The sequence below is a fragment of the Rhodopseudomonas palustris genome, assembly GCF_003591005.1.
Lineage (GTDB): Bacteria > Pseudomonadota > Alphaproteobacteria > Rhizobiales > Xanthobacteraceae > Rhodopseudomonas > Rhodopseudomonas palustris_K.
This window is the reverse complement of the sequence record NZ_QYYD01000001.1, coordinates 314,147-338,542: the sequence shown is the minus strand read 5'-3', so window position 1 is coordinate 338,542 and position 24,396 is coordinate 314,147. Positions and strand designations below refer to the sequence as shown.

Sequence of the window (24,396 nt, the reverse complement as noted above, 5' to 3'; positions counted from 1 at the left end):
GTGATGGTGTTGAACACGCTCGGACGCTATTTGGCCGCCCGTTTTGTCATGTCGGCGCTCGGCGTATTCTTCGGCTTGTTCGTGCTGCTGGTGTTCGTCGACTACATCGACCTGCTACGCCGTGCGGGAGGTCTCGCGGTGTCGGCGCTGACGGTCGCGCAGGCCTCGTTCTACCGGGTGCCGCAACTGCTCGAACGGCTGATGCCGTTCTGCATCCTGATCGGCGCCATGACCTGTTATCTGGCGCTGTCGCGGCGACTCGAGTTGGTCATTGCTCGGGCCGCCGGGCTGTCGGCCTGGCAGTTCATCTCGCCGGCGCTGTGGAGTGCCGTCGCGCTCGGCGTGTTCGCCAGCATCGTGTTCAACCCGATGTCCGCCTACATGCAGGAGCGGTCCAAGCAGATGGAAGCCGAGATGTTCGGCCAGGGGTCCGGCAGCTTGCAGGACGCCAGCGGCTTCTGGATGAATCAGGTCAGTCCGGAAGGCCAGTCGATCATCAACGCCGCCCGCAGCCAGCAGCAGGGTGCGGTGCTGACCGGAATCAGCGTGTTCAGATTCGAGCCCGACTTCCAGTTCAAGGAGCGAATCGAAGCTCGCGAGGCCGTCCTCGAGCCCGGCTATTGGCTGTTGAAAGACGTACGACGTTATACGATGGACGCAGCCCCGGTTGTGCAAGACACCTTCCGGCTACCGACCGCTCTCACCCTGGCACAGGTACGCAACAGTTTTGCCACGCCTGAAAGTGTGTCATTTTGGCAACTTCCGGCGTACATCAGAGCTTCGGAAAGCTCCGGGTTTGCGACAGCGGGCTACCGGCTGCAGTACCATAAGCTTCTGGCAAAGCCGTTTTTGTTGGCCGCAATGGTCATGCTAGCTGCTTCTGTGAGCTTGCGATTCTTCCGTTTCGGCGGCGTGCAGAGGATGGTTTTGAGTGGCGTGGGGGCAGGCTTTCTGCTCTATATCCTGTCGAAAGTGACCGAGGATTTGAGCAAGGCTGAATTGATGCATCCGCTCGCTGCAGCGTGGTTGCCCGTGTGCGTGGGCGGCCTCGCTGGATTTCTAGCCTTGCTGTACCAGGAGGACGGGTAGTGGCCTTGTTTGCCGCCCTCCACAATGAGCCATCTGTGCTGCGGACTGCCTCGGTGCGCCGCAAGCGTTCGCTGTTGGCGAGCTGTGCGATTCCCCTCACCGTTCTGGCACTGGCCGGCGCGGTCGAGCTGGCGTCGACGACGGCTGCCGACGCGCAAGGCTACACCTACAATCCGCGCCCGCCTCGTGCCCGCCCGCCGCAGCCGGCGAACAACGGGCAGATGCTGGTTCAGGCGACCGAGGTCAATTACGACTACAACAACAAGCGTGTCGCCGCTGTCGGCAACGTCCAGATGTTCTACAACGGCACCACCGTTGAGGCCGACCGGCTGATCTACGATCAGAACACCAAGCGTCTGCGCGCCGAAGGCAACGTCCGCATGACGGACGCCACCGGCAAGATCACCTATGCCAACATGCTCGATCTGAGCGACGATTACCGCGATGGTTTCGTCGATTCGCTGCGAGTGGATACCGCCGAGGACACACGGATCGCCGCGTCGCGCGCCGATCGGACCGGCGGCGACTACAACGTCTTCCAGAACGGCGTCTACACCGCCTGTGCGCCGTGTAAGGACGATCCGAAGAAGCCGCCGCTGTGGCAGGTCAAAGGCGCGCGGATCATCCACGACCAGACCGACAAGATGCTGTACTTCGAGAACGCTCAGCTCGAATTCTTCGGCGTTCCGCTGGCCTATCTGCCGTTCTTCTCGACGCCCGACCCGACGGTGAAGCGCAAGACCGGCTTCCTGATGCCGTTCTACACGACCAACACCACGTTCGGCATGGGCTTCGAAGTGCCGTTCTATTGGGCGCTGGCCCCGGACTACGACGTGACGCTGACGCCGCGCATCACCACCAAGCAGGGTGTGTTGATGCAGGGCGAATTCCGTCAGCAATTGCTGAACGGCGCCTATCAGATCCGCGCCTACGGCATCAATCAGGCCGATCCTTCGACCTTTGCGGGCCAGCCCGGCGATCGCGATTTTCGTGGCGGCGTCGACACCAAGGGCGAGTTCGCGCTCAACGATAAATGGGTGTTCGGCTGGGAAGGCGTGCTGCTGTCCGACCGCGCATTCTTCCTGGACTATCGGCTGTCGCAGTATCGCGACAGCTGGGGCACGTTCCTGAATCAGACCACCGAAGCGACGTCGCAGATCTACCTGACCGGCGTTGGCAACCGCTCCTATTTCGACCTGCGCGCGATCCACTACCTCGGCTGGGCAGCGGCGGATATCCAGGGCCAGATCCCGGTCATCCACCCGGTGCTGGACTACAACAAGACGCTCGCCGAAAACGTCTTGGGCGGCGAGTTCAGCTACAAGACCAACTTCACCAGCCTGAGCCGGCAAACCGCACAGTTCGATCCGATCACCACGATTGCCAACACGACCGGCCTGTGCCTGAACACCTCGGCCGATCCGGCCGCGCGGATGCCGTCAAGCTGCCTGCTGCGCGGCATTCCCGGCACCTACACGCGTGCCACGGTCGAAGGACAATGGCGCCGGTCGTTCACCGACCGCTGGGGCCAGATCTGGACCCCGTTCGCCTCGCTGCGCGCCGACGCGATCGATTCGTCGATCTCGAACCAGCCGGGCGTATCCAACTTCTTGCCGACCGGCGATACTCAAGCCTTCCGGGTGATGCCGACGGTCGGCCTGGAATATCGCTACCCGTTCATCAACGTGCAGCCGTGGGGCACCACGACGATCGAGCCGATCGCGCAGGTCATCATCCGCCCGAACGAAACCTATGCGGGCAAGCTGCCGAACGAAGACGCGCAGAGCATGGTGTTCGACACCAGCAATCTGTTCAGCGTCGATAAGTTCTCGGGCTACGACCGCGTCGAAGGCGGCGGCCGCGCCAATGTCGGCATCCAGGCCACCACCCAGTTCGACCGCGGCGGTGCCATCAACGTGCTGTTCGGCCAGTCCTATCAGCTGTTCGGCATGAACTCGTATGCGGTGAGGGACATCACCAATACGGGCCTCGACTCCGGCCTTGCCAACAGCCGTTCCGACTATGTGGCACGGGTGTCGTATTCGCCGAACTCGACCTACAAATTCACCACGCGGGCGCGGATCGACGAAGCCACCGGCGCGGTCAATCGGTTCGAAGCCGAGGCGTCTGCGTCGTTTAATCGCTGGTCGATCAGCACCATCTACGGCAGCTACGCGGCGCAGCCGGATCTCGGCTTCCTGACGCGTCGTCAGGGCATTCTGACCACCGGCTCGGTCAAACTGGCGCAGAACTGGGTCGTGTCGGGCGGTGCGCGTTGGGACCTTGAGGCCAACCGCATCAACCAGTATATCGTCGGGGCCGGCTACGTGGACGACTGCTTCGTCCTCGCGCTGAACTATGTGACCGGGTACGCCTACACGAACTACGGAACCACGCCGACGCTCAACCACTCGGTGATGCTGCAGATCGGTCTTCGGACCATCGGCATGAGCGCGATGCAGCAGAGCGTGTCGGGGACCTCGAACGGCCTGCTCGGCCAATAACATCGGGCTATACTGACCGCCCGTCCCCGAACCAACGCAAATCGGCTGGGAGGCCCGCGCACCCCATGACGAAAGTAATCTTCTATCGAGTTTTGGGTGCCGCGCTGCTCTGCGCAGCCCTCACCTGCGGTCAGCCCGGCGCTGCGCGCGCGCAGAGCGTCGCGGTGATGGTCAATGGGGAGCCGATCACCACCTTCGATATCGAACAGCGCATGAAGCTGGACAGGCTGTCGCACCAGTCGCGGTCGCGGCAGCAGGTGCTCGACGAACTGATCGACGAAAAGGTCAAGGTGCGCGAGGGCAAGAAGTACGGCGTGTCCCCGAGCGATTCCGACATCGATTCGTCATTCGCGACGATGGGGTCGCGGATGCGTATGTCGGCCGATCAACTCACCAAAATGCTTTCGGCTCAAGGTATTCGGCCGGAGACCCTGAAGTCGAAGATCAAGGCCGATATGGTCTGGACCAGCCTGATCCGCGGCCGTTTCAAGGACAGCCTGCTGGTCGGCGAAAAGGACATCCAGGCCAAACTGGCCGCCGGCGGCAGCGACGACAAGGGAACTCCGGACAGCTTCGAATATCAAATGCGGCCGATCGTCCTGATCGTGTCCCGCAGTTCGGATAGCGGAGCGATGGAAGCCCGGCGCAAGGAAGCCGAGTCGCTGCGCGGCCGCGTCCAAAGCTGCGCCGATGCCGATCGGATCTTCAAGGCTCTGCCGAACACGGCGATCCGCAGCACGGTGGTGAAGACCTCGGCGGACCTGCCGCCGGCGCTTCGCGAAATTCTGGACAAGACTCCGGTCGGGCAATTGACGGCACCGGAAGCGACGCGTCAGGGCATCGAGATGGTGGCGCTGTGCGGACGCAAGCCGACCACCGCCGACACGCCGAAGAAGCGCGAGATCCGCGAAAAGATGTTCGCGGATAAATTCCAGGCGAAGTCGAAGGACTATTTGCGCGAAGTGCGCAATGCCGCGATGATCGAATATCGCGGAACCGAAGCCGGGCGCTCCAGCCGCTGACGGATGCGCCGGCTGCACGGCGGCGGACGGACAACATGACAAAGCCTCTCGCGCTGTCGCTCGGCGAACCTGCCGGTATCGGCCCCGATATCACCGTTGCAGCCTGGCTGCGCCGCGACACGGATCAGCTTCCGCCGTTCTATTTGCGCGGAGATCCGGACTGCATCAAGCGTCGCGCGCGTCTGCTCGGCGTCGACATGCCGATCGCAGAAGTTGCGATCGAGGACGTCGCTGCCACGTTCACACACGCTCTTCCCGTCGTGCCGACCGGACATTCGGCAACCGCCGAGCCCGGCAAACCAGACCACAGCAGCGCCGCCGCCGCGATCGCGGCGATCCGCAGCGCGGTCGATGATGTTCGTGCCGGTCGTGCCGCCGCAATCGTGACCAATCCGATCGCCAAGAGCGTGCTGTACCAGGCTGGCTTCTCGCATCCGGGCCACACCGAATTCCTGGCCGAATTGGCGCGGGAGGACGGAGCTGTGCCGCAGCCGGTGATGATGCTGTGGTGCCCGAGCCTCGCGGTGGTGCCGGTCACCATCCATGTCTCGCTGCGCGACGCGATCGCACAGCTCACCACCGAGATGATCGTCTCGACCGCGCGCATCGTCGTCCGCGATCTGCAGAGCCGGTTCGGCATCGCATCGCCACGGCTTGCGATCGCCGGGCTCAATCCGCACGCCGGCGAAGACGGCTCGCTCGGCCTCGAGGATCGCAGCGTCGTCGCGCCTGCCGTCGAGATCCTGCGCCGCGACGGCATCGAGGCCCGCGGCCCCCTGCCCGCCGATACGATGTTCCACGCTGCCGCACGCAGCCGCTATGATTGCGCGATCTGCATGTACCATGATCAGGCGCTCATCCCGATCAAGACCATTGCGTTCGACGACGGCGTCAACGTCACACTCGGCCTACCCTTCATCCGCACTTCGCCCGATCACGGCACGGCCTTCGACATCGCCGGCAGCGGCCGAGCCAATCCATCGAGCCTGATCGCGGCGCTGAAGCTCGCGGCCCGCATGGCCGGCGCGCCACGCGAATGAGTGCGATCGACGATCTGCCGCCGCTGCGCGACGTCATCAAGCGGCACGATCTCGCCGCCAAGAAATCGCTCGGCCAGAATTTCCTGCTCGACCTCAATCTGACGTCGCGGATCGCGCGCGCCGCTGGCCCGCTCGACGGCGCCACGGTGATCGAGATCGGTCCGGGTCCGGGCGGGCTGACGCGGGCGCTGCTCGCGTGTGGCGCGCGGCGGGTGATCGCAATCGAGCGCGACGAACGCGCGCTCGGCGCGCTGGAGGAGATCGCGGCGTACTATCCCGGCAGGCTCGAGATCATCTGCGCCGACGCGATGCAGTTCGATCCGCGTCCGCTGCTTGGCGACACGCGAGCCCGGATCGTCGCCAACCTGCCCTACAATATCGCCACCCCGCTGCTGATCGGCTGGCTCTGTGCCGAGCCTTGGCCGCCCTGGTACGAGATGATGGTGCTGATGTTTCAGCGCGAGGTCGCGCAGCGCATCGTCGCGCGCGAGAACGACGAGGCCTATGGCCGTCTGGCGGTGCTGTCGAACTGGCGTTGCGAGACCAGCATGCAGTTCGACATTCCGCCGTCCGCCTTCGTGCCGCAGCCGAAGGTGACTTCCACTGTGGTGCGGCTGACGCCGCGCGCGGTGCCTGCGCCTTGCGACCGCGCGATGCTCGAACAGGTTGCCGCGGCCGCCTTCGGCCAGCGCCGCAAGATGCTGCGGCAGAGCCTGAAGTCGCTCGGTGTCGATCCCGCGACTCTCGCGGCCGCAGCCGGCGTCGAGCCGACGCGGCGCGCCGAAACCGTACCGGTCTCGGGCTTTGTTGCCATGGCCAATGAATTGGCCGATATACGAAACCACAAAAACAGACCCTGAAGGGAGAGAGCCGCCATGACGCAGATGCGCCGCCAGTCTCTGGTGAAATTCGCCGCCCCGCTGTGCGAGACCATCGTCGACACACCAAAGCCTCAGGGCCGCGAAGTGCTGGTCAAGATCGAGCGCTGTGGTCTGTGTCATTCCGATCTCCACATTCAGGACGGCTATGCCGATCTTGGCGGCGGCAAGAAGCTCGACACCACGCGCGGCATGACACTGCCGTTCACGCTCGGCCACGAGATCGCCGGCGTCGTCGCCGAAGTCGGCCCCGATGCTCCGTCCGATCTGATCGGCACCAAGAAGGCGGTGTTTCCCTGGATCGGCTGCGGCAAGTGCCGCGACTGCCTCGCCGGCGATGAGAATCTCTGCGCCCGCAACCGCTTTCTCGGCGTCTCGATCGATGGCGGTTTCGCCACTCACGTGCTGGTGCCGGACGCCAAGTATCTGCTCGACTACGATCCGCTGCCCACCAATGTGGCAGCAACATTGATGTGCTCGGGCATCACCGCCTACGGCGCGTTGAAGCGCCTGGTCGACCGTCCGCGCCAGCGCAATCTGCTGCTGGTCGGACTCGGCGGCGTCGGCATGATGGGCCTGTCGCTGGCGCAGGCGATGTTCAAGCAGCCGATCGCGGTCGCCGACCTCAACCCGGCGGCCCGCGAGGCCGCGCTGCAGAACGGCGCCGCGGTGGCTTACGATCCGTCCGAGCCGGACGTGGCGAAGCGGATTTTCAAGGAAACCGACGGCGGCTTCGATGGCGTGGTCGACTTTGCCGGCAACGACAAGTCGATGAACTTCGCTGTCAGCACGGTGGCACGCGGCGGCAAGATCGTCGTGTCCGGCCTGATGGGCGGCGAATTTTCGCTGCCGATGGTGCAGTGGATCTACAAGCGCATGACCGTCGAAGGCTTTATGGTCGGTACGCTGGAGGAAACCAAGGAACTGCTGGCCTTGGCCCGGGCCGGCAAGATCAAGCCGACGCCGATGAAAGAAGAGCCGATGACCGAGGCGCAGACCTGGATCGATCAGCTCCGCGCCGGCAAGGTGGTCGGCCGGATCATGCTGACCAACTAATCGCACGACACACCCTGCATCGCGGGTTCCACTCGCCCGCGACGCAGGGCCTGAATCTTGTCTCAACCCGACCGGATTTGCGGCTTATTGCGACCCCATTTCTTGCGGACAACACAGACAACTAAGTTTCCGTTACCGCATCACGATCGGGGGATGCCATGCGTCAGCAGACCGCCAAAATCCTGTGCGCCGCCGGCGTCGGATTGGCAGCAAGTCTCGCTTCCACTGCCACCATCACCACCGCCGAAGCGCGTGAATGTCTCACCGCGCCGAAGGGCCCTGCTCCCGCTGGCAGTCACTGGTTCTACCGCACCGACCACGCCAACAAGCGCAACTGCTGGTACGTCCGCGCCAAAACCGACGCCGCGACTCCGGCCACTGCTTCAGCTTCGGACGCGACGACGGACGACACCGACGCCGCCAGCGCGACGCCAACTTCGCCGAGCAATACCGCGTCAGCCGCCCCAGCTTCGACAGCGTCAGGGCAGATGAAGCCTCCCAGCGCTGCAGCCGCGCCGCTGCGTCCTTCGATCGCCAACGCGCGGGCCGAAGCGCATACGCCGGAGCCCGCTCCGATGCGCGATGCAGTTCCTCAACCGTCAGCCTCGCAGTTCCCGGCGCCGTTGCCGACCGCGACGGCAGCGCCCGAGGCGCAGGCTGAGTCGTCCGCCGCCTCGACGGCAACGCCGTCCCAGACCTCGCCGGTCGACCAGCGCTGGGCCGACGCGCACGCCAGCGATGCGTCCGCTGCCGCAGCGGCTGACGCTTCGAGCAAGCTACGCACTGCGGCGCAGAATGCCGTCGTCAAGGGCGGAACACCCGCCAATGTCGCGATGACAACGGCAGGGTCCGCCGCCACGCTGATCGCGGCCCTGCTGGCAGCGCTGGCCCTGGCGGGATTGATCGTCGGCGGTATCTTCAAGTTCGGGCGGCGCGAGCCTGCTATCCGTCGTGACGGCAATGGTCGTCCCGACATTTGGGGCGCAGCAGCCACTCCGGGCGCAACAGCCGCGCCGGCGTCCGCCGAGATCGCAGCGGAGCCGCTGGCCCAGGAAATCGACCCCTCGCCGCCGACGCAGCCCGCCGAGCCGCCGTCATGGATCAAAGCGGCCCGGGAACGTCAGGCGCCGGTCGATGACGGCGACGAGCTTGAGGAACTGCTGGCGCGGGCGCAGAAGCGTCCCGCCGCCTGAACGGAAGTGGAGTGAGTTCAAGACGGCCGCGCCCTGCTGCGCGGCCGTTCTGCTTGTGGCCTACTTTTCCAGTTCGCGTCGCATGTCGCGGACGAAGGCGTCGATACCGATCTGGCGCTCGCGCTTGAGCTGCTCGGCGCGCAGGATCGCTTTCACCGACTCGAAGGCTACGCCGATATTGTCGTTGACCACGATGTAGTCGTACGCGTCGTAATGGCTCATCTCGTCGCCGGCCTTTTTCATTCGGCCGTGAATGACCTCGTCGGAATCCTGCGCGCGGGTATGCAGCCGATGCTCCAACGCCTTCACTGACGGCGGCAGCACGAACACGCTCACGACATCGTTCGGCGCGTGACTGCGCAGCTGCTGCGTGCCCTGCCAGTCGATGTCGAACAGCACGTCACGCCCGCCGGCCAGCGCCGCCTCGACCGGCGCGCGCGGCGTGCCGTAGCAATTGTCGAACACGTTGGCCCATTCGAGGAATTCGCCGGCGGCGACCATCGCGTCGAACTTCGCTCGGTCGACGAAGTAATAATCGCGGCCGTCGATCTCGCCCGGCCGCATCGGCCGCGTCGTCGCCGAGACCGACATCTGCAGCCCGACGGTGTCCTTGACGAGTTGGCGCGACAGCGTGGTCTTGCCTGCGCCCGACGGCGACGACAGCACGAACATCAGTCCGCGCCGTTCGACGCCGTTCAAGCTGGCCGTGGCGGCGTCCTGCATACTCATTCCAGATTTTGTACCTGCTCGCGGAATTGCTCGACCACGTTCTTCATGGCGAGCCCCGTGTTGGTGAGTTCGAGATCGATCGACTTGGAGCAGCAGGTGTTCACCTCGCGGTTGAACTCCTGCGACAGGAAGTCGAGCCGGCGGCCGACCGCGCCGCCTTTGCTGAGCATCTCGCGCGCCTGGGTGACGTGCGAGGCGATGCGATCGAGCTCCTCGCGAATATCGGCCTTGGTCGCCAACATGATCGCTTCCTGATGCAGCCGGTCGGCATCGAAGCGATCCGAGGTTTCCAGCAGCGCCGCGACCTGCTCGGCGAGCCGCGATCTGATAGCTTCGGGTTTGCGGCCCGGCGCAGCCTCGGCCTTCTTCGCCAGGGTTTCGATCTCGTCGAGCCGCTGCGCCAGCACCGTACCGAGCGTGGCCCCTTCGCGCTTGCGCATCTCGACCAGACTGCCGAGTGCCCGCGCGAAGGACGCGATGACTGCCGTCCGGGCCGCCTTGTCCGCGGCCTCGTCGGCCTCCGGCTCCGAAACTTCGATCACGCCCTTGATCGCCATCAGCCCGTCGATGCTCGGCGCCACCGCGTCGACGCGGCCGGCGAGTTCGCTCGCCACTTTCAGCACCGAGGTCAGCACGTCCTCGTTGATCCGGATGGTCGATCCGGCGTCGGCACGCTTCACCGTGAGATTGGCGTAGACGGTGCCGCGCGACAGCGCGTCTGCGGCGCGCTTGCGCAGGTCGGCTTCGATATCGTCCCATCCTTGCGGGAGCCGCAGCCGGAAGTCGAAGCCCTTGGCATTGACGGACTTCAACTCCCATTCGAAAGAGTACGGACCACTGCTGCCGTGGCTGCGCGCAAAACCCGTCATGCTCGACAACGACATCGGTCACCGACTCCGCAGATATTGGTTTGAGACTCGCGCGAGGCGCGCGCGGCGGACCATAGCCGATAGGACCGGCAAATGGGAACAGCCGCGCCGCTACTCCGGATCGCTCGCGGCGGGAGCCGGCGCGCTGTTTTGCGGAGCATTGCGCGTCCGCTTCTTTTGACCGCCGTTCTTGCCGGCCTTCGGCGCGGCAGCGGGTGGCGCGGCAGCCGACGCATTGGCGTCAGGCGCGGCGGCGGCAGCGGGCGCCGTCTCCTCCGGCGGTTCGACCGCATCGTTCTGCGTCTGACGCTCGAGCGCACGCAGCTTGGCGACGCTCTTGAGATGCGCGTCGTAGCTCTCGCTGAAGGTGTGGCCGCCGGTGCCGTCCGCGACGAAGTACAGGTCGCGGGTCCGTGCCGGATTAGCCGCGGCCTCCAGCGACGCGCGGCCGGGGTTGGCGATCGGCCCGGGCGGCAATCCTTCAATCACATAGGTGTTGTACGGGGATGGCTGCGTGATTTCGCTGCGCTTGATCGGGCGGCCGAGCGTACCCTTGCCGCCGACCAGCCCGTAGATGATCGTCGGGTCGGATTGCAGTTTCATCTTCTTCTGCAGCCGATTGACGAACACCGAGGATACGCGGCTGCGCTCGTCGGGCTTGCTGGTTTCCTTTTCCACGATCGACGCCAACGTCACCAACTGCTCCGGCGTCTTGACCGGGATCTCGGGACTGCGGCGCTCCCAGACTTCGTTCAGCACGCGCTTCTGCGCCTGCTGCATCCGGCTGATCACCTGCTCGCGCGGCGTGCCGCGCGGAAACTTGTAGGTCTCCGGCAGCAACGTGCCTTCCCGCGGAATCTCGCGCAGCGTGCCCGTGAAGATGTTGTTCTCGGACAGCCGGGCGACGATCTGCTCGGAGGTCAGTCCCTCCGGGATCGTCACCGAATGCTGCACGACTTTGCCTTCGACGATGGTGCCGATCACATCGCGGAGGCTGGCGTTCTTTTGGAACGCGTATTCGCCGGGCTTGAGGTCGGCACGCGCCTTCAACGCCAGCACGCTGCCGATGAATACCCAGCGGTTGTTTTCGATCACGCCTTCGCGCTGCAACGTCTCGGCGATGTCGCCGAGACCGGCGCGCTGCGGGATGTTGACGATCTTCTCTTCCTGCAACGGGCCCGGCGCTTCGATCTTCTGCTTGCCGTAGACATAGATGCCGCCGGCACCGAGCATCACGACCAGCACCAGCGTGATGATGGCATTGCCGATGATCACCAATGGATTGCGGGCGCGATCCGATCGCTTCGGCGGAGGCGGAAGTTGCTCAGGTTCGAGCGCCGCGCGCGGGCTTCTCGGCGAGATCGGCGGCCTTTCACTCATCGGTGCAACCTGATTCCTGAGGTCTCGAGGGTGGTCCCGCGCAAGATCGCACCGTCAGCGTTCGAGATCACGAGATTTGCGGAGGTCTGGACGTGAATCAGTCCAGCCCTTCAGGGACTGACCGATCATACTCCCAAATCGCAGAATGTCTTAGGGTTTAGCGTGGATTACGGCGAAACGTTGAAGTTCGCTGCAACGCCTCAATCGGCGACGCGCTGCAGGATCAACGATGCGTTAGTGCCGCCGAAGCCGAAAGAGTTCGACAGCGCTACGTTGATTTCGCGCTTTCGCGGCTTCCACGGCACAAGATCGACGGCGGTTTCAACCGACGGATTGTCGAGATTGATGGTCGGCGGCGCGATATTGTCGCGAATCGCCAGCACGCTGAAGATTGCCTCGACCGCTCCTGCGGCTCCAAGCAGATGACCGATCGAGGATTTCGTCGACGACATCGACACGCGCGACGCAGCGTTACCAAGCAGTCGCTGAGCAGCCCCGAGTTCGATCTCGTCGCCGAGCGGCGTCGATGTGCCGTGCGCGTTGATGTAGTCGATATCCGACACCGAAATGCCCGCGCGTTTCAGCGCCATGCTCATGCAGCGGAACGCGCCGTCGCCATCGGAGCTCGGCGCCGTGATGTGGTAAGCATCGCCGGACAAACCATAGCCGATCACTTCGGCATAGATTCGGGCGCCACGGGCTTTGGCGTGCTCGTACTCTTCGAGCACGACGACGCCGGCGCCCTCGCCCATCACGAAGCCATCACGATCCTTGTCGTAGGGCCGTGAGGCCTTCTCGGGCGCGTCGTTGAAACCGGTGGAGAGCGCGCGTGCAGCGGCGAAGCCGGCCATCGCCAGACGGCTGATCGGCGACTCGGTGCCGCCGGCCACCATCACGTCGGCATCGCCGAACGCCACCAGCCGCGCGGCATCGCCGATCGCGTGAGCGCCGGTCGAGCACGCGGTGACAACCGCATGGTTCGGGCCCTTGAGGCCGAATTCGATCGACACGTAGCCGCCGGCGAGATTGATCAGTCGGCCGGGGATGAAGAACGGCGAGATCCGGCGCGGGCCCTTTTCCTTCAGCAGCAGCGCGGTCTCGGCGATGCCTTGAAGTCCGCCGATGCCGGAGCCGATCAGGACGCCGGAAGCGCAGCGCTCCTCCTCGGTCGACGGATGCCAGTTCGCGTCGTCGAGCGCCTGACGCGCCGCACACATCGCATAGACGATGAAGTCATCGACCTTGCGCTGGTCCTTCGGCTCCATCCACTGATCGGGATTGAAGGTGCCGTCGCTGCCGTCACCGCGCGGAATGATACATGCGATCTGGCTGGCCAGATCGGAGACTTCGAAAGCGTCGATCTTACGAGCGCCGCTTTCGCCGTTGAGAATCCGGCTCCAGGTCGCATCGACCCCACAGCCGAGCGGCGATACCATGCCAAGGCCAGTGACGACGACACGTCTCATATCCTGTACTCCGGGCCCATATGCGCGGTCCAAAGCAAGAAGCCGGTGGCCCGCTGATGTGCGGACCTGCCGGCTTCATCGTCACCGCGCGGAAGATCAGCTCTTCGCGTTCTTCTCGAGGAACTTGGTTGCGTCGCCGACGGTCAGGATCGTCTCGGCGGCATCGTCGGGGATCTCGCAGCCGAATTCTTCTTCGAACGCCATAACGAGTTCGACGGTATCGAGGCTGTCGGCGCCGAGATCGTCGATGAAGCTGGCGCCATCGACAACCTTCTCGGGCTCTACACCGAGGTGCTCCACCACGATCTTCTTAACGCGTTCGCCAATCTCACTCATTCTCTAAACCCCGTTGTTCCGACCCGACCGACAGACGATACGAGCCATCGTGGTGCGTCAACTCGCTAAAGTTCCGCAATCGCGAAGTGTACTGATTTTGCCCCGTCCCCGAGGTCGCAACCCGGCCGCCCGAGCGGCAGGTCCCCATCGGCAATATACAGGGTTTGGACTTCCTGCAATGGCCTTCTTTGCCTATCCGCTGGGGCTTCGGTTATCATACTTCCGCTGCATTGGCCACCAGCCGGCGCGGCAAAAGTCCCCGTATTTCCCCTGCTTTGGAGCCGGCTGGCGCGTCAGATCATGGCCATGCCGCCGTTGACGTGGATGGTCTGACCGGTGACGTAAGCGGCCTCGTTCGAGCTGAGATAGACCGCCGCCACGGCGATGTCCTCAGGCGTGCCAAGCCGTCCGGCCGGCACCTTGCTGAGAATTGCTTCGCGCTGCTTGTCGTTCAGCACGTCGGTCATCGGCGTCGCGATGAAGCCCGGTGCGATGCAGTTGGCGGTGACGTTGCGCTTGGCGTACTCGGCGCCAAGCGTCTTGATCATCCCGATCAGTCCCGCCTTCGATGCCGTGTAGTTGCCCTGCCCCGGATTGCCGGTGACGCCGACCACCGAGGTAATCGCGATGATGCGACCGAACTTCTTCCGCATCATCAGCTTGGTCGCTGCGCGCGTCAGCCGGAAGGTCGCGGTCAGGTTGACTTTGATGACGTCGTCCCAATCCTCGTCACGCAACTGAACAAACAGGTTGTCGCGCGTGATACCGGCGTTGCACACCAAGATGTCGAGCTGCCCCATCGCCTCGGCGGCGGCTGGCACCAGCGCTTCCACCTCGGCGGCATCCGACAGATTGCACGGCAGCACGTGAACGCGTTCGCCCAACTCGCCCGCCAGCGTCTCGAGCGCTTCGCGCCGCGTGCCGGAAATCGCCACTGTCGCACCCTGGCCGTGCAGCGCCCGCGCGATCGCGCCGCCGATGCCGCCCGTGGCGCCGGTGACCAGCGCGGTCCGTCCCGTCAAATCGAACATGATGATCTCCTTCGCCGGTTACGCCTGGCGCCCGGCTGTGATGGCATCCTTGGCGGCCGCGATGTCGTTCGGTCCGCCGATGGCGATGCCGGTCGCCCCGTCGGCGATCCGCTTGACCAGGCCGCTCAGCACCTTACCGGCGCCGATTTCAAGAAACCGCGTCACGCCCTGGCCAGCCATGTAGCCGACCGACTCGCGCCAGCGCACCGTGCCGGTGACCTGCTCGACCAGGCGGCGGCGGATCTCATCCGGATCCGTGATCGGCGCGGCCAGCACATTGGCAACCAGCGGCGCCGCAGGCGCCTGGATGGCGACGCCGGCCAAGGCCTCGGCCATCGCCTCGGCTGCGGGCTGCATCAGCGCGCAATGAAACGGCGCCGACACCGGCAGCAGCATGGCGCGCTTGGCGCCGTTGCCCTTGGCGATCTCAACCGCCCGCTCGACCGCTTCCTTGTGCCCGGACACCACGACCTGTCCGCCGCCATTATCATTGGCGGCCTGGCAGACCTGCCCTTGGGCGGCCTCTTCGGCCACGGCGACGGCGGCGTCGTAATCGAGGCCGAGCAAGGCCGCCATCGCGCCGACGCCGACCGGAACCGCCTTCTGCATCGCCCGGCCACGGATCCGCAACAGCCGTGCGGTATCGCTGATGCTGAGCGAGCCGGCGGCAGCCAGAGCGGAATACTCGCCGAGCGAATGCCCGGCGACGAAGGCCGCATCCCGCGAGATGGAAATGCCAGCCTCGCTCTCCAGCACCCGCATTGTAGCCAACGATACTGCCATCAAGGCCGGTTGGGCATTCTCGGTCAGCTGCAGCGTCTCGGCCGGCCCTTCCCAGATAATCGCCGTCAGCTTGTCGCCGAGTGCGGCGTCGACCTCGTCGAACACGGCCTTCGCGGCCGGGAAGGCATCCGCCAGCGCTTTACCCATGCCAACCGCCTGGGAGCCCTGCCCCGGGAAAGTGAATGCTGCCGTCATCTACGTTCCTGAACCTGTCAAAAGTGGCGCCGAAAGACACCCCATCGGCCGGTTATGTCAAGCAGATGGGCCCAAACCACCTTCGCCGTTCCTCACCCTTTCGCAGGGTGGCGAGCGCCCGCACATGCCGAGTTCCACATCCGCGGCAGCCCGGGGCGGGGAAACTAGGGCTGTGGCACTAACGCTTTGTTCAGCCTAACGACATGCGATCGGGCGGCTAAGCACCGTATCAACAATTGGTCGTTAGCGTGCTGATGACAATAGGGAGCGCCTTGCCTCTCATGCATCGCATGAACCACGCCCATCGCCACATCGACATACGCGCGCAAGATCCCGTCGTGGCGTCGTGGATCATCAAATGGCTCGTCAGCGGGCCGAAACCGCAGCCGAATGCCATCTTCCGCCGCCTGATTCTGCACAGCCAGACCAAGGGCCGAACGCTGGTGTTGGCGGTCGTGGCCACCACCATGATGACGATCATTGCGGCCGCGCAGACTGGTGCGATGTGGGCCTATGCCTGGATCGGCATCGAAGTGGCGTTCGGCGTCATGCGCTATCTCGCGCTGCTGGACATGTTGAAAGAGCAGCGTTCCGGCCAGCTGACGAGCGGCTATACCATGTATCTCGGCCTGGCCTGGGCGGTCAGCTTTTCGACCGGATGCACGCTGTGCGTGATGACCGGAGAATGGCCGCTGATCCTGCTTTCCGGCATGGTGGTGGCAGGTCTGGCCGGTGGAATCTCCTCGCGCAACGCCGGTACGCCGCGCTTCGGTTTCGCGGTGATCTGCATTCTCGCCATTCCCTATACGGTGGCGATGATTTTCTCGCCGATTCCCAATATGTACCTGATCGGATTGCTGCTGCCGGCCTGGATCCTTGGCATGGCGGTGCTGCTGTTCGAAAACTACGCCGTGCTGCTCACCCTGTTTTTGTCCGAGCAGGAGAATAAGTGGCTGGCGAATTACGACCAGCTCACCGGCCTGCCCAACCGCACCATGCAACAGCAATGCTTCTCCGAGCTGCTGCTCTCGGCGAGCAGTGGTTCGGGCCGAGGCAACCAACCGCTGACGGTGCTTTGCCTCGACCTCGACGGCTTCAAAGCCGCCAACGATCGGTTCGGCCACGCCATCGGCGATTCGGTGCTGGTCGTCGTCGCGGAACGGCTCCGCAGTTGTGTGAGGGATTGCGACCTGATCTTCCGGGCCGGCGGCGACGAATTCATCATCCTGCTTCCCGGCACCAGCGCAGCCGAAGCCGCCCTCGTCGCCGACCGCATCACCGGGCGAATCGCCGAGCCGATGGAGTTCGGCGGGCAGATCGCGCTGCAGATCGGAGTCAGTGTTGGCAGCGCAACCTTCCCGGTCGACGGCATGTCGGCCGACGCGCTGCTGCGGGCTGCGGACCATGCGATGTACGCCGCGAAGCGGCGTGGACAGCGCCAGGCGGATTTGTCCAACCCGTCTCACGAGGCGATTCCGCTGGCGCCCGATGTCGATACCGCCCCGCGGCACACGCGTCGGAACTGGGCGGGATCCGCCGCCTGAGCGTCAAAAACCCGCCCCCGCGGGTTGACGCCCCGCCCACCCTTGCCAATACAGCCAAAATCCGTATAACCCCAGCATCCGCAGATCCCGGCCGGGAGCTGAACGGACGGTCTCAGCATTTTCACCATCTGGCGAATTTGATGCGGCAGGGCCAGTCGGCCCGTCGTCCCGTGCTTCCGCCTTCTGAGCAGTCGAGTCCTTTCCGAAGGGTTCGAAGGGCTTGCCGCCGGTTCTGCGCTAACATGGAAAGGACCATCATGCCTCTTTATGAGCATGTCTTCCTCGCGCGTCAGGACGCGAGTGCCCAGCAGGTGGAAGAGCTGACCACCCAATTCACGGGTGTGATCGAAGGTCTCGGCGGCAAGGTCACCAAGACCGAAGCCTGGGGCCTCCGCTCCCTTACCTACCGCATGAACAAGAACCGCAAGGCTCACTTCGTGATGCTCAACATCGACGGCCCTGCCGCGGTGGTCGCCGAGCTCGAGCGCCAGCAGCGCATCAACGAAGACATCATCCGGTATCTGACCGTCCGCGTCGAAGAGCACGAGGAAGGCCCGTCGGCGATGATGCGCAAGGCCGATCGCGACCGTGAGCGCGACGACCGTGGCCCCCGCGAGGGCGGCTTCCGCGGCGACCGTGAAGGCCGTGGCGATCGTGAGGGTGGCTTCCGCGGTGACCGCGGTCCGCGCCGCCCCCGCGAAGATGCTGAACCCGCTGCCGCGACCGAGGAGTAAGACACATGGCTGACGCAGGCGCCCGCCGTCCGTTCTTCCGCCGTCGCAAGACCTGCCCGTTCACGGGTCCGAATGCGCCGAAGATCGACTACAAGGATTCCAAGCTGTTGATGCGTTACGTCTCCGAGCGCGGCAAGATCGTGCCGAGCCGCATCACCGCGGTGTCCGCCAAGAAGCAGCGCGAGCTCGCGCGCGCCATCAAGCGCGCCCGTTTCCTCGGCCTGCTGCCCTACGTGATCCGCTAAGATCCAAAGCTCCGCGGCGTCCGCGCCGCGGGGCTTCTTGTTTTATCTCATAAGGCTTCCGGTCGTCCGGTCGCCGATGGTTGGGGCGAAACGCCTCTAACCGCTCGAAAGGAGCGGGACAGCTGATGATGATCAATATCCTGATCGCGCTTGCCGCCGGCTGTGCCTCGGCGCTGATGTTCGTCTCGATCGTCTCGGGCGCGCTGATCTCCCTGCTACTGTTCTATCTGGCGCCGCTGCCGCTGATGGTGGCCGCGCTCGGCTGGGGCCCTGTGGGCGCCGCGATCGGCGGCCTGCTCGGTGCTGTCGGCCTCGCCGCGATCGTCAGTTTTCCGTACGCCCTCGCCTTCATCGTTACCATTGTTATTCCGGCGTGCTGGCTGGGCCATCTTGCGCTGCTGGCACGCCCCGCAGAGGTCGAGACCGATCCGCCGACGCTGGAATGGTTTCCGGTCGGCCGTCTGGTGGCGTGGATGGCAGGCTTCGCCGCGCTGACGACGATGGCGGCGCTGTTGACGCTCGGCACCGACGGCACCACCATCAACGATGGTCTGCGTACCGGACTGCAGCGCGCGCTCAGCACGCGCAACTCTGCCGACGCCGACCGATTGATCGATGCGCTGGTGGCCGTGGCGCCGCCGGCCGCCGCCACGGTGGCGATGCTGACGCTCACCCTCAATCTGTGGCTCGCCGGCAAGATCACCGCAACCTCGGGCCGGCTGACGCGTCCCTGGCCGGATTTGCGGACCACGACCCTGCCGGCAATGACGCTGGCAGTGCTGTCGCTCGCACTCGGCCTCAGCTTCGTCGGCGGCGTGGTGTCGCTGGTCGGCAAGATCGGAAGCGCCGCGCTGTTCGTCGCCTACGGACTGTGCGGCGCCGCGACGCTGCACACGCTGACGCTGACCGTTCGCCATCGCGGTTTTCTGCTGAGCTCGACCTATGCGCTGGTGCTGATCTTTCTGTGGCCGGCCATCGCGCTGATCGCGCTCGGGCTCGCCGACGCCGTCTTCGGCCTCCGGCAACGCTATTTCCAGCGCCGCTCGATGCCACCGCCGACCATCACCTAACCTTCAACTGATCATTCAATCGAGGAGAACCAACATGGAAGTCATTCTGCTGGAACGCGTCGCAAAGCTCGGACAGATGGGCGAACTGGTACGCGTCAAGGACGGTTACGCGCGCAACTTCCTGCTGCCGCGCGGCAAGGCGCTCCGCGCCACCAGCGCGAACCGCGACAAGTACGAGCACATGAAGGCCGATCTCGAGGCCCGCAACATCGAGGCCAAGGCCGAAGCCGGCAAGGTCGCCGAGAAGATCGACGGTCACAACGTTGTGGTGATCCGGCAGGCGTCCGAGGGCGGCCAGCTGTTCGGTTCGGTGTCGGTGCGCGACATCGTCACCAGCTTCGAAGCCGAGGGCGTCAAGATCACCCGCAGCCAGATCCTGCTCGACGCGCCGATCAAGACCATCGGCAAGCACGAGATCCAGGTCGCGGTGCATCCGGAAGTCGAAGTCGGCGTGTCGGTGACTGTGGCGCGCAGCGCCGAGGAAGCCGAGCGGATCAACCGCGGCGAAGACATCTCGACCCGCCAGGAAGATCAGGACGCCGCCGCGGAGGCGATCGCCGCTGCGGGCGAATTCTTCGATCCGGACGCCGATCAGGAAGAAGAGCCGGCCGAGCAGTAAGCAACGGCGGCCGCCTTCGGGCGGCCATCCGGCCAAACAATAAGCCCGGCGCTGCGCGCCGGGCTTATTTGTATCTGTCAGCTTCAGCGGGAGCAGATCCCCTATCGGGAGACCGGCACATCCGCTGTGCCCGACGGCGGTGGCGGCGGACTCGGCGTTACCGCGATCGATGGCTCACCGGACGAGGAGGACGACGCCGGCGGTTCGGTTGGCTTCGCCGGCTGCGGACCAGCCAGCGGGCGCGAAGGCTCGGCTGGTGCTGGTAGTGGTTCTGGTGCCGGCGCGGGCGTCACCGCTGGCACCGGATCGGCGCGGACTGGAGCCTCGGCCGGAGGCGTCACCCGCTCGGGCTGCGCAGTCGGCGTTTCGGCCGCGGGAGCCTCCGTCCTTGGAGTCTCAGTCTGGCGAGACTCAGGCTTCGAGGTCTCAGGCTTGGAAGTCTCGAGCTTGGGCGCGTCCGGCTTGGCAGCCTCGCTGGGCGTTTCGGATTTGGCCGGCTCGGTATTGGCCGGGACCGCTTGCGCGGGTTTCTCCTTGCGGCCACGCTTGCGCCGCTCCTTCGGCGGAGCAGTTGCCGCGGGAGCGGCAGGCTCTACAACAGCGGCACCGTCCGCCGGTTGCTGCTGCTCGGCCTCCGGCCGGCGTTGCCGCTTGCCGCGACGGCGCGGCGCCTCGTCGGCCGGCGCGGCCACCTCGGGGCGAGCCGCCTCCGGGGAGACCTGCTCTTCCGTGCGCTGACGCTGTCTGCGGCTTCTCCGGCCGTCGGATTGGCCCGGCTCGGCGCGCGGGTCGCCTTGCCTGTAGCGGGTATCTGTCGCGCCATTGGAGATCAGATAGGACGCGAGCATCGCGGCCATATCGCTGCTTGTTGTGTAGTGCTGCCTGAGGAATGACGGCAACGCATTCGGCGGAACGGTGCGGACGAGGCCGCGGGCGCCTTTGTGACAGGCGGCGCAAGCGCCCGAGAATATCTGCGCAGGGCTCTTGCCCGCCTCCAGGTTCTGCGCCTCCGCGCTACCCGTCACTGCCGCGATGGAGCCGATCAGAAGCATCACCGCCGCTGAAGTGAGCGCTCGGCTGAACATTCGATTCTCCATTACCATGACAGCCGCCCGCGCGGCGCGAACCTTTTAGCCGATTGCCCGATGAATGGAAGCGGCCAGATCCGCCATTTCCGCACCCACCACCGACGGAAGCACCCTTTTTTTAAGGCAGATCACAGCGCCCACGTAATCTTCCGACCATCGCAGACCAGCTACGCGCCCGGCGCGGGAACTCGCCAGCGTCCGGCAAGGTTCTTGCTTGAGTGCGTCAAAATGTCGTTGGACAAAGCGATGGACAAGCTGCTGCGCCTTCTTCTGGGGCAATTCATCAAGCGTGGTGCACTGACCTTCACCACTGCCGGTGGCCTAACCTTTTCCTGCGGCGACGGTACGGGTCCTCCGGTCCATGCGCGGTTTACCTCGACCTCCGCTCAACGACGTCTGTTATCCGATCCCGAACTCGCGCTCGGCGAAATCTATATGGACGGCGAGCTGACGATGGAGCGCGGCACGATTGCCGACCTGCTCGCGGTTGTCATGGATCAACCCGACTGGACGCCGCGGTGGACCAAACTGCATGGCTGGATGCGATACCTCACGCGGTCGCTCCACCAGTTCAATCCCCGCCCCCGTTCACGCGACAATGTCGCGCATCATTACGACCTCGACGGTCGGCTGTACTCGCTCTTCCTGGATGCCGACAAACAATACAGCTGTGCCTATTACGAATCGCCGGATGCCAGCCTTGACGACGCACAACTCGCCAAGAAACGGCACATCGCGGCCAAACTGCTGGTTCGGGCCGGTCACCATGTGCTCGACATCGGCTCGGGCTGGGGCGGCCTTGCGCTTTATCTGGCCGAGACTTGCGGCGCCGACGTCACGGGGGTGACGCTGTCACGGGAGCAGTTGCAGGTTGCAGGCAACCGTGCCGCGGAGCGTGGGCTGTCTTCGACCACGCGGTTCCTGCTGGAGGACTATCGCGACATTCCTGGCCCATACGACCGCATCGTTTCGGTCGGGATGTTCGAGCATGTCGGTGTCACCCACTATGACACCTACTTCCGCCGCTGCGCCGAACTCCTTGGCCCGGACGGCGTGATGCTCTTGCATTCCATCGGTCGCTCAGAGGGACCTGGCTTTACCAATCCCTGGATCGCCAAGTACATCTTCCCGGGCGGCTATCTGCCGGCTCTGTCTGAAGTGCTGCCGGCGATCGAGCGCGCAGGCCTCCTCGTCTGCGATATCGAAATCCTGCGGCTGCACTATGCCGAGACACTCAAGGCCTGGCGGGAGCGCTTCCTTGCTCGGCGCGAGGACGCCGAGCGGCTCTACGATGCGCGGTTCGTACGAATGTGGGAGTTTTACCTGGCTGCGTCCGAGATGAGCTTCCGCAAGCAAAATACGATGGTATTCCAGATCCAGCTTACCAAACGACAGGGCATCGTCCCCATCACGCGCGACTACATCATGCGTGAGGAGCAGCGTCTGAGAGGAGTAGAAGAGCAGCCGGCGACCCAGCTGCAAGCGGCGGGCGAGTAGCCGGCGTCACGCCACACGGCGCACGCGTTTCGGCGGACGCGATCCGGGCACGTCTTTCGGCGCTGCCAGATGCGCACGCGCGTCGCGCAACAAGGCGTGGCTGCACGGAACCGAACGCACTTCGGTGCGCGACACATCCTCGAACGTCTCGATCAACGAAGCCAGCCATCGCTGGTCGGAGCCGTCGGATCGCTGTTGATGCGCCATCGCCGTTGCCCTGTTTCGTCTTCGAAATATTACGTTATCAACCGCGCGATCGTCGAACCGTTCCGAACTCCTTGAGCTCGCACGATCGCAGCGCCCCAAAGGTTCCGCTCCAGATGAGTGTTCGGCGCCGTGCTGTAGGTTCAACAAAGATCCCGGCCGGGTGATCGCAACCCGTCAAGCCCATGGCCCCACGACCTGTGGGTCATCCACATCTCTTGCCAAGGCTGGTGCATAACGCGGATTGCAGCTTCCGCAACGGCCGGAATCGGCGCTTTAGTCCCGCCCCGCATCCGACAAATTCGAAAGAACAATCGAGAGCTATGGCCACTGATTCGAACGTTCTGAAGCTCGCGCCCGATGTTGCGGCGCCGGCCTATCGGACCGCGCCCCACAATATCGAGGCGGAACAAGCGCTGCTCGGCGCCCTCTTGGTGAACAACGACGCCTTCTATCGGGTGTCGGACTTCCTCGAAGCCAAGCACTTCTTCGAACCAATCCATCAGACGATCTTCGACACCGCCGCCAGCCTCATCCGTGCCGGCAAGGTGGCGACGCCGATCACGCTGAAAACCTTCCTGTCCGCCGATCTCGATCTCGGCGGCTTGACGGTCGCGCAATATCTGGCGCGGCTGGCGGCCGAAGCCACCACCATCATCAACGCTCAGGATTACGGCCGCACGATCTACGAATTGTCGCTGCGCCGCGACCTGATTGGCATCGGCACCGACATGGTCAACGTCGCGTTCGACGCGCCGGTCGATTTCGCGCCGCGTAACCAGATCGAGGACGCCGAACGCCGGCTGTACGAACTCGCCGAGTCCGGGCGCTACGACGGCGGCTTCCAGAAATTCTCGCAAGCGCTGACCACCGCGGTGGACATGGCCGCCAAGGCGTTTCAGCGCGACGGCAAGCTGTCCGGCATCTCGACCGGCCTGCGCGATCTCGACACACGGATGGGCGGGCTGCAGCATTCCGACTTGATCGTACTCGCCGGCCGTCCCGGCATGGGCAAGACCGCGCTCGCCACCAACATCGCCTACAACGTCGCCAAGGCCTATCGCGGCGAAGTGCAACCCGACGGCACCACAAAGACGGTCAACGGCGGCATCGTCGGCTTCTTCTCGTGCGAAATGAGCGCCGAGCAGCTCGCCACCCGTATTCTCGCCGAGCAGACCGAGATCGCCTCGAGCAAAATCCGCCGCGGCGGCATCAGCGATGCCGACTTCGACAAAATCCGCGACTACTCGATCGAACTGCAGTCGCTGCCGCTGTTCGTCGACGAAACCGGCGGCCTCGCCATTTCCCAGCTCACCGCCCGTGCCCGCCGGCTGAAGCGGCAGAAGGGCCTCGACCTGATCGTGGTCGACTACATCCAGCTACTGCAGGGCTCGAGCAAAAAGGGCGACAGCCGTGTCCAGGAAGTCACCGAGATCACCACCAGCCTGAAGGCGCTGGCGAAGGAGCTGAACGTCCCGGTGATCGCGCTGTCGCAGCTGTCGCGACAGGTAGAGTCCCGCGACGACAAGCGTCCGCAACTTTCGGACCTGCGCGAATCCGGATCGATCGAGCAGGACGCCGACGTGGTGATCTTCGTGTTCCGGGAAGAATATTATCTGCAGAACAAGGAGCCACGTCCCGGTACGCCGGAGCACGAAAAATGGGCGACCGAGATGGACCTGGTCCATGGCAAGGCCGAAGTCATCATCGCCAAGCAGCGCCACGGCCCGACCGGCACCGTCGACCTGCAGTTCGAAGGCCAGTTCACCCGCTTCAGCGACCTCGCCGACGACAGTCATCTGCCCGACCGAGGCTGAAGCAACG

24 protein-coding genes are annotated in these 24,396 nt (G+C 64.6%); 14 read left to right on the top strand and 10 right to left on the bottom strand.

The genetic code is table 11. The features are described from left to right. Positions 1 to 3 precede the first annotated feature (3 nt). From lptG to D4Q52_RS01565, 6 genes are all read left to right on the top strand, one after another. Complete coding sequence (gene lptG, locus D4Q52_RS01590) at positions 4 to 1,089, top strand: LPS export ABC transporter permease LptG (protein ID WP_119854860.1); 1,086 nt, start codon at positions 4 to 6, stop codon at positions 1,087 to 1,089. 5 nt (positions 1,090 to 1,094) lie between these two features. Beyond that, positions 1,095 to 3,593 (top strand): LPS-assembly protein LptD, encoded by a 2,499-nt coding sequence (locus D4Q52_RS01585; RefSeq protein ID WP_119854861.1) that lies wholly within the window; start codon positions 1,095 to 1,097, stop codon positions 3,591 to 3,593. Between the two features lie 65 nt (positions 3,594 to 3,658). Beyond that, positions 3,659 to 4,615, top strand: coding sequence for a peptidylprolyl isomerase (locus D4Q52_RS01580; protein ID WP_119854762.1), 957 nt, complete (start codon positions 3,659 to 3,661; stop codon positions 4,613 to 4,615). A 35-nt stretch (positions 4,616 to 4,650) separates the two neighbouring features. After that, positions 4,651 to 5,655, top strand: a complete 1,005-nt coding sequence (gene pdxA / locus D4Q52_RS01575) for a 4-hydroxythreonine-4-phosphate dehydrogenase PdxA (RefSeq protein ID WP_119854761.1) — start codon at positions 4,651 to 4,653, stop codon at positions 5,653 to 5,655. Then, a complete protein-coding gene (gene rsmA / locus D4Q52_RS01570; protein ID WP_119854760.1) occupies positions 5,652 to 6,515 on the top strand; it encodes a 16S rRNA (adenine(1518)-N(6)/adenine(1519)-N(6))-dimethyltransferase RsmA in 864 nt (287 codons plus the stop codon). The genes pdxA and rsmA overlap by 4 nt, the downstream gene beginning before the upstream one ends. Positions 6,516 to 6,530: 15 nt before the next feature. Then, positions 6,531 to 7,589: an alcohol dehydrogenase gene (locus D4Q52_RS01565; RefSeq protein WP_119854759.1), complete on the top strand. Its 1,059-nt coding sequence runs from the start codon at positions 6,531 to 6,533 to the stop codon at positions 7,587 to 7,589. 304 nt (positions 7,590 to 7,893) lie between these two features. Here D4Q52_RS01565 and D4Q52_RS26665 read toward each other — a convergent pair whose 3' ends face one another. Continuing rightward, positions 7,894 to 8,127, bottom strand: a complete 234-nt coding sequence (locus tag D4Q52_RS26665; RefSeq protein ID WP_119854758.1) for a hypothetical protein — start codon at positions 8,125 to 8,127, stop codon at positions 7,894 to 7,896. A 37-nt stretch (positions 8,128 to 8,164) separates the two neighbouring features. On the opposite strand from D4Q52_RS26665, the gene D4Q52_RS26660 reads away from it, so the two are divergent. Then, positions 8,165 to 8,782 (top strand): hypothetical protein, encoded by a 618-nt coding sequence (locus D4Q52_RS26660; protein ID WP_234831023.1) that lies wholly within the window; start codon positions 8,165 to 8,167, stop codon positions 8,780 to 8,782. Positions 8,783 to 8,842: 60 nt separating this feature from the next. Here D4Q52_RS26660 and gmk read toward each other — a convergent pair whose 3' ends face one another. The 7 genes from gmk to fabD form a co-directional block, all read right to left on the bottom strand. After that, entirely contained in the window at positions 8,843 to 9,505 is a 663-nt protein-coding gene (gene gmk, locus D4Q52_RS01545; protein ID WP_119854755.1) for a guanylate kinase, read from the bottom strand. A 2-nt stretch (positions 9,506 to 9,507) separates the two neighbouring features. Further along, positions 9,508 to 10,395 (bottom strand): YicC/YloC family endoribonuclease, encoded by an 888-nt coding sequence (locus D4Q52_RS01540; RefSeq protein WP_119854754.1) that lies wholly within the window; start codon positions 10,393 to 10,395, stop codon positions 9,508 to 9,510. A 96-nt stretch (positions 10,396 to 10,491) separates the two neighbouring features. After that, positions 10,492 to 11,760 (bottom strand): endolytic transglycosylase MltG, encoded by a 1,269-nt coding sequence (gene mltG / locus D4Q52_RS01535; RefSeq protein WP_119854753.1) that lies wholly within the window; start codon positions 11,758 to 11,760, stop codon positions 10,492 to 10,494. 200 nt (positions 11,761 to 11,960) lie between these two features. Next, a complete protein-coding gene (gene fabF, locus D4Q52_RS01530) occupies positions 11,961 to 13,226 on the bottom strand; it encodes a beta-ketoacyl-ACP synthase II (protein WP_119854752.1) in 1,266 nt (421 codons plus the stop codon). A gap of 96 nt (positions 13,227 to 13,322) precedes the next feature. Then, positions 13,323 to 13,562 carry an acyl carrier protein gene (locus D4Q52_RS01525; RefSeq protein ID WP_011441358.1) on the bottom strand — a complete coding sequence of 80 codons (240 nt, stop codon included), beginning with the start codon at positions 13,560 to 13,562 and terminating at the stop codon, positions 13,323 to 13,325. 293 nt (positions 13,563 to 13,855) lie between these two features. Then, entirely contained in the window at positions 13,856 to 14,593 is a 738-nt protein-coding gene (gene fabG / locus D4Q52_RS01520; protein WP_119854751.1) for a 3-oxoacyl-[acyl-carrier-protein] reductase, read from the bottom strand. Positions 14,594 to 14,611: 18 nt separating this feature from the next. Beyond that, entirely contained in the window at positions 14,612 to 15,571 is a 960-nt protein-coding gene (gene fabD / locus D4Q52_RS01515) for an ACP S-malonyltransferase (protein WP_119854750.1), read from the bottom strand. A gap of 281 nt (positions 15,572 to 15,852) precedes the next feature. On the opposite strand from fabD, the gene D4Q52_RS01510 reads away from it, so the two are divergent. The 5 genes from D4Q52_RS01510 to rplI all read left to right on the top strand — a co-directional run bounded on the left by D4Q52_RS01510 (position 15,853) and on the right by rplI (position 19,783). Then, positions 15,853 to 17,115 (top strand): GGDEF domain-containing protein, encoded by a 1,263-nt coding sequence (locus D4Q52_RS01510; RefSeq protein WP_119854749.1) that lies wholly within the window; start codon positions 15,853 to 15,855, stop codon positions 17,113 to 17,115. 257 nt (positions 17,116 to 17,372) lie between these two features. After that, on the top strand, positions 17,373 to 17,849 hold the full coding sequence (gene rpsF, locus D4Q52_RS01505; protein WP_119854859.1) for a 30S ribosomal protein S6: 477 nt from the start codon (positions 17,373 to 17,375) through the stop codon (positions 17,847 to 17,849). A gap of 5 nt (positions 17,850 to 17,854) precedes the next feature. Beyond that, positions 17,855 to 18,094, top strand: a complete 240-nt coding sequence (gene rpsR / locus D4Q52_RS01500; RefSeq protein WP_054163395.1) for a 30S ribosomal protein S18 — start codon at positions 17,855 to 17,857, stop codon at positions 18,092 to 18,094. Between the two features lie 125 nt (positions 18,095 to 18,219). Then, positions 18,220 to 19,164: a hypothetical protein gene (locus D4Q52_RS01495; protein ID WP_119854748.1), complete on the top strand. Its 945-nt coding sequence runs from the start codon at positions 18,220 to 18,222 to the stop codon at positions 19,162 to 19,164. Positions 19,165 to 19,198: 34 nt separating this feature from the next. Then, positions 19,199 to 19,783 (top strand): 50S ribosomal protein L9, encoded by a 585-nt coding sequence (gene rplI / locus D4Q52_RS01490; RefSeq protein WP_119854747.1) that lies wholly within the window; start codon positions 19,199 to 19,201, stop codon positions 19,781 to 19,783. A 101-nt stretch (positions 19,784 to 19,884) separates the two neighbouring features. On the opposite strand, the gene D4Q52_RS01485 is transcribed toward rplI, so the two are convergent. After that, positions 19,885 to 20,868, bottom strand: coding sequence for a hypothetical protein (locus D4Q52_RS01485; RefSeq protein WP_119854858.1), 984 nt, complete (start codon positions 20,866 to 20,868; stop codon positions 19,885 to 19,887). 249 nt (positions 20,869 to 21,117) lie between these two features. Between D4Q52_RS01485 and D4Q52_RS01480 the strand changes: the two genes are divergently transcribed. After that, the gene (locus tag D4Q52_RS01480) at positions 21,118 to 22,368 is read left to right on the top strand and encodes an SAM-dependent methyltransferase (RefSeq protein WP_119854857.1); all 1,251 of its coding nucleotides are present in this window, start codon (positions 21,118 to 21,120) and stop codon (positions 22,366 to 22,368) included. 6 nt (positions 22,369 to 22,374) lie between these two features. Here the strand turns inward: D4Q52_RS01480 and D4Q52_RS01475 are convergent, their stop codons facing one another. Further along, entirely contained in the window at positions 22,375 to 22,575 is a 201-nt protein-coding gene (locus tag D4Q52_RS01475; RefSeq protein WP_119854746.1) for a hypothetical protein, read from the bottom strand. Positions 22,576 to 22,895: 320 nt separating this feature from the next. Here D4Q52_RS01475 and D4Q52_RS01470 point away from each other — a divergent pair, with 320 nt between their 5' ends. Continuing rightward, positions 22,896 to 24,389, top strand: coding sequence for a replicative DNA helicase (locus D4Q52_RS01470; RefSeq protein ID WP_119854745.1), 1,494 nt, complete (start codon positions 22,896 to 22,898; stop codon positions 24,387 to 24,389). The last annotated feature ends 7 nt before the right edge of the window (positions 24,390 to 24,396 follow it).